Source organism: Azospirillum sp. (assembly GCF_035628975.1).
Lineage (GTDB): Bacteria > Pseudomonadota > Alphaproteobacteria > Azospirillales > Azospirillaceae > Azospirillum.
In genome coordinates this window covers 24936-34993 of the sequence record NZ_DASPIS010000136.1, presented here as the reverse complement: position 1 = coordinate 34993, position 10058 = coordinate 24936, and the positions used below count along the sequence as shown (strand labels likewise).

Sequence of the window (10058 nt, the reverse complement as noted above, 5' to 3'; positions counted from 1 at the left end):
GGCCGGCAAGCGCCTGTTCGTCTGGCGCGAGCAGGGGGTGGGGGACGAGTTCCTGTTCGCCTCCTGCTATCCCGACCTGATCAAGCTGGCGGGGACCGTGGTGATCGAATGCGAGCGCCGGCTGGTGCCGCTGTTCGCCCGGTCCTTTCCCAAGGCCATCATGCGCGCCGGGCAGCCGTCCTGCGGGCTGGTGGAGGCGGAGACGGTCGACTGCGACTATCACATTCCGGCCGGTTCGGTCCCGCGCCTGCTGCGGGACCAGCTGTCGGCCTTTCCGGCCCGGTCCTGCTGGCTGTTCGCCGACAGCGGCCGCGTCGCCGACTGGCGGGAGCGGTTGGACGGCGCCGGTGACGGCCTGCGCGTCGGCATCAGCTGGCGCAGCCAGGTAATGACCGCCGACCGTCGCAGCGCCTATCTGCCGCTGGACGCCTGGGGCCCGGTCTTCGCCGTTCCCGGCGTCACCTTCGTGAACCTGCAGTATGACGACTGCCGGCGCGAAATCCTGGAGGCGGAGGGTCGGTTCGGACAGCCGATCTACGGCTGGACCGGTTTGGATTTGCGCAATGATTTCGAGGAGACGGCGGCACTGGTCTCCGCGCTGGACCTCGTCATCGCGCCCGCGAACTCCGTGGCGGAACTTGCCGGTGCGCTGGGAGTGCCGGTCTGGCGCTTCGGCAATCGTGACTGGACGCAGCTCGGCACCGCCGGGCGGCCCTGGTATCCGTCGATGCGCCTGTTCCAGCCGCTGGGCGGCCAGGGGCTTGAGCAGGCGATGGAGCGCATCGCGGCGGAACTGCGGCGGGTGGCCGGGGGCTGACCCGGCGAGGAAATGCTACATCAGCCGCGTCGGCTGATCGCCATCCTCATCGAAGCCGCGCTCCGACGGCGGCAGGCGGAAGGCTGCGGCGAAGATGCGGTCGGCGAGGCCCGGCGGGGGACGATCCTCCGACCGGCCGAGCGCCAGTTCCATCGTCACCATCTCGTCCAGCATCGCCTGCGCCTTGACCGAACGCAGAAGAAGGCGCCGCGCGTCCCGGGCCACATCGGAGGGCCAGAGGGCGAGGTCGCCTCCGTGGCGATCGAGCCGATCGCGAAACTCCTCATCCGTCATCGAAGGAATCCCTGGCCGCCTGCGCACTGGCGCGCAGCAGCAGCCGGAGCTGCTGGCGCGCGCGTTTCAAAAGGGATTCTACAGCACCTATGCTGATTTGCATAACGCCGGCGATGTCGGCGTTGCTCAAATTCTCGTAATAAAACAGCGTCACGGCGGCGCGCTGCTGCGGAGTCAGCTTGTTCTGGGCGTCCAGAAGGCGGGCGGCGACCTGCCGGCGGTGAATGGTGCTGACGGCATCGGGAGCGCCGTCCGACGGTTCCGCCACCGCATCCAGATCCTGGCCGACCGGCCGGCGCTTGTGGTCGATGCAGCGGTTCACCACCACCCGGTAGAGCCAGGTGGTGAAGCGGGCCCCGCCGTCGTCGGTCCATTGGGCGCGGCGCTGCCAGACCTGGAGGAAGGCATCCTGCACGACATCCTCCGCCTCCGCCTCGTTGCCGGTCAGGCGGCGGGCCAGCGCATAGGTGCGCTTCAGGTGACGGTGGACCAGGCGCCGGTAGGCCGTCTGGCTGCCGGACCGGATTTGCGCCATCAGCGCCTCGTCCGGCTCCTCGTCCAGGGGAATGATGGCGCCGGCGGCACGCCCTTGCGTCACCTCGCCCGACATGACCGATCCGTGATCGGGGCGCCCGCAGTCGTCCGGCCGGCGCCTGGCATCAAGCCGAGAGTCCGCCATGAGCATGATCCATCGTTCTCCCGACGACGGATGCATGCGGCCCTTTGGCCGGGGCACCGACGACAGTGGATGGCCCGCCGCGTTCTGCGGCGATGGCCTGCCAGGCCTTCAGCATGAAGGATGTCTGGCTGATCAGTGACTCGCAGGCCGCAACCGGATCCTTCCGGCTGGCGGCGGCGCCCGCCTGTGCGATCAGCCGGCGGTAGAACCGCCGGAGCGTCCAGGCGATATCCTCATATTTGTCGAAAATTAGAATGGAATCAAGGCCGGCGAACACCATGACGGCGCGCTGGATGGCCGCATGATGGTGGTCGAAGCGGCGTGCGGCGGCGGCGTCGCGGGCGGCGTGCAGGTGGATCATCGCCCGCTCGTAGAGCCGCACCACGGCGACCAGCGGCGGCACCGTGCTGTTGGCGACGGCATAGGCGTTCAGGGCTTTCGAATAGGCGGAGTTGCGCATGGCGCCGGATCCTCGTGATGGGGATGAGGTCTGCCCGATGGAGCCCCGACCGGAGCCTCCCAAGTCAGTCGTCATCGTCGTCGCTGTAGGTCAGCTGCTTCAGCAGCAGCGCCGCGGTTTCGGCGGCGGCCTCCAGCCGGGCGTAATAGGCGGTCAGCGTGCTGCGGTAGGTCTCCGCCCTGGTGCGGATGTCGTCCGACCGGCTCTGCAGCGTCGTGTCCTGGGCTTCCAGGTCGTCGACGGCGGTCGCAAGGTCGCTGTCGTAATCGGCCGCCGCCGCATCGATGGCACCGTACAGCTTGTCCGCCAAGCCTCGCGAGAAATCGACATCGACGCTGCCGCTGCCGCCGGTATAGACCAGCACGATGCCCTGGTATGCGGTGCCTTCGGCACCGATGATGCGGTTGCCGCTGACGGTGAACAGACTGCTGTCGCCATTGACCGACGCCGATGTCAGCGTCCCGTCGTCGCCCCTGACGATGTCGAGCGTGAAGGACAGCGACGACTGCGTGGTCTCGTAGCGCAGCAGCGACAACTGGCTCGACGACGAGGTCATGGTGAGGCCGAGCAACTGCTGCACGGCGTCGACGTCGCTGGTGAGGATGCTGTTCAGCGTGTCCTCGTCCAGCTCCAGATTGTTGGAACCGTCGAAGGTGATGCCGAGCGAGGCCAGCGACAGCACGGTCCCGTCGTCGGCGGTGATCGAGGTGTTCAGCGCGCTCGACACCGATTGCGTGATCTGGCGGAGCAGGCTGTCGGCGAACAGCGTCGCGTCCTCGCTCGCCTCGCCGTCCGAGGTGGTCGACTGCTGGGTGAGTACGAACTCGCGGTAGGCGTTGTAGGCATCGACGAAATCGGTGATCGCGGATTTGATCGACGACAGGTCGGTTGAGATCTCCATGGAGACCGCCGTATCCGGGCTGGCGCTGTACAGGTTCAGCGTCACGCCATCGATGGCGTCGTCGATCGTGTTGGAACGGCGGGTGACGGTGACGCCGTCGATCTCGACGATCGCGTCCTGGACCGCCACCAACTCGTTTTTTATCGCGCCGTCGCCGTCGGTGAGGCCGAGGGAGGACAGCACCCCGTCGCCGCCGTCGGTCAGCGTGATCTCCTCGCCGGTGTTGTCGGCGGTCAGGATCAGCCGATAGCTGCTGTCGCTGACCTGAACGATGCTGGCGGTCACGCCGCTCGTCGACTTCTGCGCGTTGATCGCGTCGCGCAGGTCGGTCAGGCTGTCGTCGCTGTCCATGGAGATGGTCACGGCGGTGCCGTCCGCCGCCTGCAGCGTGAAGCTGCCGGAATAGCCCAGCGCGTCGGTCTTGCTGCCGGTGCCGTCGGCGGCGAACTTGTGCCTGGTGGCGATCTGCTGCACCACTACCGAATAGGTGCCCACCTCGGTACCGTCGTCCACCGTGGCGCTGAATACGTCGTCGTTGCCGATATAGGCGGCGCGCTGGCTGAACAGGTTGCTGGAGGCGCCGGTCGATGTGCTGCGGTTGCGCAGACCGTCCAACGACGCGTTCACCGTCTGCAGCAGATTCTGCAGGTCCGTGTAGGCGGTGATCTTCGCCTCGTTGGCGGTGATCTTGGTGTCGATCCGGTCGGCCTTCACCAGTCGCGCATTGACCTTCGCCTCGATCAGCAGGGAATAGTCGATGCCCGTCCCGGAATCGGTGGAGGTCAGCGCCGAGTATCCGGTGCCGGCGGCCGTCGTGCCGGTGGTGCTGGTTGTCGAAGTGACTGTGGACATGGCGGTGGTGATCCCCCCGATGTTTCACCGTCGCCGGCCGTCGGCGCCCTGCGCGTGCATGAAGCCGTGCCGAGCGCGCCGGATCGGCGACCGCCGAACCGTCGGCGAACCGTCAGCGGAGAAGGGAGAGCAGGTTTTCCGGCATCGAATTCGCCTGCGACAGGACGGCGATGGCCGCCTGTGTCAGCACCTTCTCGGAGGCGAGCTGCGACTGCTGGGCCGCGACGTCGACGTCCATGATCGCGGACTGCGCCGCCTCGGTGTTCTCGATGGTGGTGTCGATCATATCGCTGCGGAACTCGAAGCGCGAGATCAGCGCACCGACATCGGCACGGGCGTCCGACAGGCTGGTCACCGCGGTGTCGAGCGCCGTCAGCGCGGCGGCGGCGGTGGCCGAGGTGCCGACATCGAGCGTGTTGATGCCCAAACCCGTCGTGGTCACGTTGCCGATGGTGACCGTGATGTTGTCGGTGGCGGTGGTGCCGACCCGGAAGTTGACGCCCGACGCCCACTGCTCGGTGCCGTCGAGCAGCGATTCGTCGTTGAAGCGGGTGCCCGACGCGATGCCGTCGATTTCGTCCTGCAGTTGCTGGAACTCGGCGTCGAGATAGGCGCGCTCGTTGTCGGTGACCGAACCGGAGAGCGACTGCGTCGCCAGCGAGCGCATGCGCTGGACGATGTCGGAGATGCTGGACATGCCGCCATCGGCGGTCTGCAGGATCGACGAGCCGTGCGAGGCGTTGGTCGCCGCCTGGTTCAGCACCGTGATGTCCGACTGCAGCGAAGTGCCGACGGCGAGGCCCGCCGCGTCGTCCGACGCCTTGGTGATGCGCGAGCCGCTGGCGATCTTGGACACCGAATCCGACTGGTTTTCGGAGTTGATGTTCAGATAGCGAAGGGCCGAATTGGAAGCCGTGTTGGTCGTGATGACGGGCATGATCTGGTCTCCTGATCGAACCGGGGCCGTTTCGGCGACCCTCACTGGGACTCACGGCGGACGCGGCGAAAGCTGGCGGGGTTTTTCGATCGGGTCAGCGCTTTTTTTGCGCGCCTTCGCGGCGGTCACAGGTAGTCGGACAGGCTGTTCTCTTCGAGGATCTTCATCAGGCTCATGGTCGCTTCCAGCGAGGCCTGGAGCTGGGACAGCCTGGTGGTGGACTCGGCCAGGTCGATGCTGCGGATGTCGTCGACCTGGGTCTGCAGCACCAGCTGCTCGTCCACATGGCGGTCGATGGTGTTCTCCAGCGACGCGCTGGCGGCACCCAGCTTGGCCTGGACGATGGTCAGCCCGTCGGTCGCATCGGATGCCAGTTGCGTCGCTTCGGCCAGCAGGTCCTCGTCCACCGGATCGGTCGACATGCCGGCGATCAGGCTGAAGGCGCGCAGGGCCTTCTCAAAGGCCGGATCGTCGGCGTTCACCCCATAAGACAGCACGAAATCATCGGCCGCCTGATAATGCGTGACGGTGGAATCGCCCTGGTAATAGCTGGTGTCGGCGCTCGACGGGTAGGTCTGGGCGGTGTAGCTGTCGAGATCGACCGCCGTCTGGTCGGTGCGCCCGCCGGCGAACAGGTAACGGCCGTCCTGCCGGGTGTTCATAAGGCCGGCGAGTTCCTCCATCAGCTGGGCGGCTTCCGCCACCACGCCTTCGACACCGGCGGCGTTGTCGCCCTGCAGCCCGGTGATCAGCGCGCTGAGGCGGGAGGTGAGGTCGGTCATGCTGCCGACCGCGTCATACATCGACTGGATGCGGCCGTTCACGACCTCGCCCTCGTCGATATACTGTTCCAGACGGCGGTAATGGCTTTCCAGATTGACCAGCCGGCTGCTGTCGGTGGCGATGCCCTTGTAATCGGTGGAGTTCAGGCCGGACGCCGACCGGATCTGCTCGGCCGCCACCTTGGCCTCGGCCTTCAGCATGTACTGGACGAGCGTGTTCTGATGGTTGTAGGTCGCGACCCGTTCCATCGCGGTCTCCTTTACTGAACCATGTCCAGCGCCGTGTCGAACATCTCCTGCAGCGTCTTCATGACCGCGGCAGCGGCCTCGTAGGCGGATTGCATGGTGGAGATCGCAGCCGTCTCCTCGTCGACGTTGACGCCGCTCCGGGACGAGAAGGTCGTCTCCAGGCTGGTGGTGTAGGTTTCCTGGCTCTCCAGGGCGGTGGCCGCCTTCTCGGCAAGCGTGGCCGCTCCCTGGATCACGGCACCGGCATAGCCGGCGAAGGTGGTGCTGCGGGCGCTCAAGCCTCCTGCGGCATCGAAGGCGTAGCTGGTCGAGAAGGCCGCCGACAGGGCGCTGGCGACCGACCCCTCGCCGCTGGCCAGCACCGTGTCGCCGGCGGTCAGCCCGCTGGCGGAGGACAGGGCGCCGGTGGCGAGCAGGCTGCTGTCCTCGGAGATGCGGGTTGCCACCTTGATGTCGGAGGCGCCGGTGCCGGTCAGCAGGTCATTCAGTCCGTAGGCGTCGGAAAAGGCGCCGGTCGTCCCGTCATTGGCGTCGCCGCCCAGCGCGATGCCGTTGCTGGAGTTGTCGGCGGAGATCACCAGCTTGCCGTCGGCGGAGATCGAGGCGGACGCGGTGCTCATTGTGTTGATGGCGTCCACCACGTCCTGCAGCGTCGACATGGTCGACAAATCGATGTCCAGAACCTCCGCCGCCGTGCCGCTGCTGTCGGTGACGGCGACGCGCAGCGTCCCGCTGGTCACCGCCAGCGCATCGCCGTCCGACACCGTTCCGGTTCCCGTCAGCGTCTGCGGCGCGGGATAGGAGGTGCCCTGGTTCTGGATGCCGTTCAGGGTGTCGATCAGCATCGTCGCCAGCTTGTCCAGCGCCGCCTGCTGGGCGGGCAGGTCGGTGTCGCGCAACTGCACCAGCGCGCCCAGCGAGCCTCCCGGCGAGGAGCCGGTGATATCCACGCCGTTCAGCATGATGCCGTTGAAGCCGCTGCTGCCGCTGGCGCTGTAGGCCGTGCCGGCGCTCACCGACGAAGCCGCCGTGTAGGACAGCTCGTGTACCGCGCTGTCGAGCAGCGACTTGCCCGACGCGGTCGAGATGCGCATCAGCCCGCTGTCGTCGACCTGATAGGTGACGTCGAGGTTGGACGCCAGGCTCTTCAGCGCGGTGTTGCGCTGGTCCTCCAGGTCGGTGACGTTCTGGCCCAGCGCCTTGCCCCGGACGATCTGGTCGTTCAGGTCGTCGATGGTGTTCAGCGTCTCGTTGATGCTGTCGACGGTGGTGGCGATCTCGTCGTCGGCCTGGGCGCGCAGCGACTGGATGGTGGATGAGGTGCTGCGCAGCGTTTCGGCCAGATCGGACAGGTCCTGAACGGTGGCCGCCTTGGCGCTCCCGCTTTCCGGGGAGGTGGCGAGCGTGCCCAGCGTGTCGGCCAGCGCGTCGATCATCGACCCGATGTCGGTGCCGGTGCTCTCCTCGTCCGCCGTCACGCTGCCCAAGGCCGACTGCACCCGGTCGAGATAGCCGTCGCGCGTTTCGGCATAGCCGAGGTCCGACTGCGCCGACACGATGGTCTTCAGCAGATAGCGGTCGACGTTGCTGGAGACGGAGGTCACGTCGACGCTGGAGACGCCGGTCCCCGTATCGCGGGTGATGGTGGAGGAGGTCTTGCGGGTATAGCCCTCGGTATCGGCGTTGGCGACGTTGGAGGAGGCGACGGCCATCCCGACTTCGGACGTGCGCAATGCCGACGTGGCGATGGAACCGGCGACGCGAAGCGACATGGCGCGGCCTCCCTCTCCTTCATTCCGCCGTCAGACTGTCACGCCGAAGGCGTGGCCGGTGGTGCACATCGCCACCCGTGCGCCGTACCGCGCACCGGGACCGCAGGCGACGCCGTAGACGCCGGCCGGGGCGGTCGATGCGGCGCGCAGGGCGGCGCCGATGGCGCTCTGGCGGGCACAATGAACCTTGATCTGCGCTTCCATCCTCCGCATGCGGGCAGCCAGCGTCGGCAGCACCTGCCCGGCGGCGGCCTTGGCGGCGCCGCGCACCGCCGGAGCGACGCGCTTGCTGCGCGCCTGGGCCAGCGCATCGGTGAGCCGGTCCTTCCAGGCCATCAGCAGGGTCTGCATGTCGCCCGCCGCCAGCAGCGCGTCGCGCGGCCGGCCTTCGCGCACCGCTGCCTCCGCCCGCGCCGCCGCGCGATCCAGTTCGACGACGAAGCCCTCCAGAACCACCACCGCGTCGACGCGCAGGAAGATCGTGGGCGTGTCCGGAATTGCGGATGCCGTCCGCGGTTCAGCCTTCGTCAGCTTGAGCTTGGACGCCTCGGAATTCGCCGTTTCGGATTTCGCCGTTTCGGATTTCGGTTGGGCGGGCTTGCGCAGGGTGTGCTTGAGCGCCATGGCGTAGGCTCCGGGGTGTGGATGTCAGGTTCCACGGCGGGAGAGGGAAAAGCTGGCGCGGAATTTTCGGGAGGAGGGGCGGCTTCGACTGCCCTTACCGCCGCGCCGCCATCGCCTTGCCATAGGCGCAGACCGCCGCGCTGGCGGCCCGGCCACGGTGGATGCGGGCGGCGAGCGCACGCTTTTCGATGCCCAGCCGGTCGATCAGCGCGATGAGGTCGTCGGCCATCGCCAGCCGCTCGGCCCGCGTGCTGCTGCGGGCCAGAAGCGACCACGCCTGCACCGTGAGCCGGCGGTGTTCCAGCAGCAGGCTTTCGGCGCGGGCGAATCCTTCGTCCGGTGCGGCGGCCATGGCGTCACCGCTTCATCGAGATCAGCGTGTCCAGCATGTCCTGCGCCGTGGTCATCACCTTGGACGCCGCGGAATAAGCCTGCTGGGCGACGATCATGCGGCTGAACTCGTCGGTCAGCTCGACGGTGGAGCTTTCCAGGGACCCGGCCTCGATGTCGCCGGCCTTGCCGTCTCCGGCGGTGCGCAGCTGGTAGCTGCCGGACTCGTAGGTCTGGGTGAAGGTGGTGCCGCTCTCGCTGTCCAGCCCGTCGGCATTGGCGAAGGTCGCGATCGGGATCTGGTAGATCGCCCGCGTTTCGCCGTTGTCGAAGGTGGCGCGGACCACGCCTTCGCTGTCGATGGTGGTGCCGGTCAGGGAGCCCGGTTCGTAACCGTCCTGGGTCGAGGTCCAGTCGCCAATCTCCGGATCGTCCTCGCCGGACGCATATTGCGTCAGCCCGTCGGTGCCGTCGGCGGTGCCGAGATCCATCGAGACGCTGCTGTCGCTGGCCCCCGTCGTCCAGCCCGTGACCGAGAAGGAGACGGCGGCCGGATCGACCGTCGTGCCGTTCTGGGTTGCGCCGGCCAGCGAGCCGTCGCTGTTGAAGCTGATCGTGATCGGGAAGCCGGAAATGGTGCCGGTCGTGGTCGTGCCGTCGTCCGAGCTGACCGGGTTGGACGCGCTGACCGACCATGTGTTGTCGGCGGTCTTGCTCCAGGTCATGGTGACGGAGTGGCTGTTGCCCAGCGCGTCGAACATCTCGACGTCGGAGGTGAAGCTGTCGCCGGTCTCGGCATCGGACGGCAGGTTGGCTTCGATCCCCAGGGTGGAGGTTGCCTTCGGCGTCCCCTTGATGTTGGACAGGTTGATGGATTCCAGGCTGTCGACGGAGGTCTTGTTGCTTGCGCTCACATTGCCGCTGTCGTCCAGCTTCCAGCCGGAGAGATAGTAGCCCTCCGAATTCACCAGATACCCGTCTGAATCGGTGCTGAAGGAGCCGTTGCGGGTGAAGTAGGTCCCGCCGTCCGCCGTGTCGTCCGACACCACGAAGAATCCCTCGCCGTTCACCGCCAGGTTGGTGGTGACGCTGGACGTCTCGATCTCGCCCTGGCTGCTGATGCTGCGGGTGTTCGATGCGATGACGCCGCCGACCTGCTCGTCGACCGTGGTGGTCTTGTTGATGTAGGACGTGAACTCGGTGACGGTGCCCTTGAAGCCGGTGGTGCTGGAGTTGGCGATGTTGCTGGAGATGCTGGCGAGCGCCTTGCTCTGGGCGGTCAGCCCGGACGTGGCGCTGTACATGGCGCTGGTGATGCTCATCGCGGCACCTGTCGTCTGGTGTTCGGGGAGGGGAGGAGA

At 67.1% G+C, this 10058-nt stretch carries 10 protein-coding genes and 1 pseudogene; 1 reads left to right on the top strand and 10 read right to left on the bottom strand.

Annotated elements, in window-relative coordinates; translation table 11 throughout:
• Positions 1-817: pseudogene (locus VD964_RS28090) on the top strand (hypothetical protein); the annotation flags it as partial.
• 15 nt (positions 818-832) lie between these two features.
• On the opposite strand, the gene VD964_RS28085 reads toward VD964_RS28090, so the two are convergent.
• The 10 genes from VD964_RS28085 to flgE form a co-directional block, all read right to left on the bottom strand.
• Positions 833-1111 carry a hypothetical protein gene (locus VD964_RS28085; RefSeq protein ID WP_324871728.1) on the bottom strand — a complete coding sequence of 93 codons (279 nt, stop codon included), beginning with the start codon at positions 1109-1111 and terminating at the stop codon, positions 833-835.
• Positions 1101-1790 carry an RNA polymerase sigma factor gene (locus tag VD964_RS28080; protein ID WP_324871727.1) on the bottom strand — a complete coding sequence of 230 codons (690 nt, stop codon included), beginning with the start codon at positions 1788-1790 and terminating at the stop codon, positions 1101-1103. The genes VD964_RS28085 and VD964_RS28080 overlap by 11 nt, the downstream gene beginning before the upstream one ends.
• Positions 1771-2250, bottom strand: coding sequence for a flagellar export chaperone FliS (locus VD964_RS28075; RefSeq protein WP_324871726.1), 480 nt, complete (start codon positions 2248-2250; stop codon positions 1771-1773). Before VD964_RS28075 ends, VD964_RS28080 begins: the two co-directional genes overlap by 20 nt.
• A 64-nt stretch (positions 2251-2314) precedes the next feature.
• Positions 2315-4003: a flagellar filament capping protein FliD gene (gene fliD, locus VD964_RS28070; protein WP_324871725.1), complete on the bottom strand. Its 1689-nt coding sequence runs from the start codon at positions 4001-4003 to the stop codon at positions 2315-2317.
• A 112-nt stretch (positions 4004-4115) separates the two neighbouring features.
• Complete coding sequence (locus VD964_RS28065; RefSeq protein ID WP_324871724.1) at positions 4116-4940, bottom strand: flagellin; 825 nt, start codon at positions 4938-4940, stop codon at positions 4116-4118.
• Positions 4941-5065: 125 nt separating this feature from the next.
• Complete coding sequence (locus tag VD964_RS28060) at positions 5066-5971, bottom strand: flagellin (RefSeq protein ID WP_324871723.1); 906 nt, start codon at positions 5969-5971, stop codon at positions 5066-5068.
• An 11-nt stretch (positions 5972-5982) separates the two neighbouring features.
• Positions 5983-7743, bottom strand: coding sequence for a flagellar hook-associated protein FlgK (gene flgK, locus VD964_RS28055; RefSeq protein ID WP_324871722.1), 1761 nt, complete (start codon positions 7741-7743; stop codon positions 5983-5985).
• Positions 7744-7773: 30 nt separating this feature from the next.
• Positions 7774-8367, bottom strand: a complete 594-nt coding sequence (locus VD964_RS28050) for a hypothetical protein (RefSeq protein ID WP_324871721.1) — start codon at positions 8365-8367, stop codon at positions 7774-7776.
• A 94-nt stretch (positions 8368-8461) separates the two neighbouring features.
• Positions 8462-8719: a hypothetical protein gene (locus VD964_RS28045; protein WP_324871720.1), complete on the bottom strand. Its 258-nt coding sequence runs from the start codon at positions 8717-8719 to the stop codon at positions 8462-8464.
• Positions 8720-8723: 4 nt separating this feature from the next.
• On the bottom strand, positions 8724-10019 hold the full coding sequence (gene flgE / locus VD964_RS28040) for a flagellar hook protein FlgE (protein WP_324871719.1): 1296 nt from the start codon (positions 10017-10019) through the stop codon (positions 8724-8726).
• Positions 10020-10058 lie beyond the last annotated feature (39 nt).

What these genes read in the sequence shown, in the direction of transcription:
- flgE (WP_324871719.1), bottom strand. Translation starts at nt 10,019, where the DNA reads ATGAGCATCACCAGCGCCATGTACAGCGCCACGTCCGGGCTGACCGCC.
- flgK (WP_324871722.1), bottom strand. Translation starts at nt 7,743, where the DNA reads ATGTCGCTTCGCGTCGCCGGTTCCATCGCCACGTCGGCATTGCGCACG.
- VD964_RS28080 (WP_324871727.1), bottom strand. Translation starts at nt 1,790, where the DNA reads ATGGCGGACTCTCGGCTTGATGCCAGGCGCCGGCCGGACGACTGCGGG.
- fliD (WP_324871725.1), bottom strand. Translation starts at nt 4,003, where the DNA reads ATGTCCACAGTCACTTCGACAACCAGCACCACCGGCACGACGGCCGCC.
- VD964_RS28075 (WP_324871726.1), bottom strand. Translation starts at nt 2,250, where the DNA reads ATGCGCAACTCCGCCTATTCGAAAGCCCTGAACGCCTATGCCGTCGCC.
- VD964_RS28065 (WP_324871724.1), bottom strand. Translation starts at nt 4,940, where the DNA reads ATGCCCGTCATCACGACCAACACGGCTTCCAATTCGGCCCTTCGCTAT.
- VD964_RS28050 (WP_324871721.1), bottom strand. Translation starts at nt 8,367, where the DNA reads ATGGCGCTCAAGCACACCCTGCGCAAGCCCGCCCAACCGAAATCCGAA.
- VD964_RS28045 (WP_324871720.1), bottom strand. Translation starts at nt 8,719, where the DNA reads ATGGCCGCCGCACCGGACGAAGGATTCGCCCGCGCCGAAAGCCTGCTG.
- VD964_RS28085 (WP_324871728.1), bottom strand. Translation starts at nt 1,111, where the DNA reads ATGACGGATGAGGAGTTTCGCGATCGGCTCGATCGCCACGGAGGCGAC.
- VD964_RS28060 (WP_324871723.1), bottom strand. Translation starts at nt 5,971, where the DNA reads ATGGAACGGGTCGCGACCTACAACCATCAGAACACGCTCGTCCAGTAC.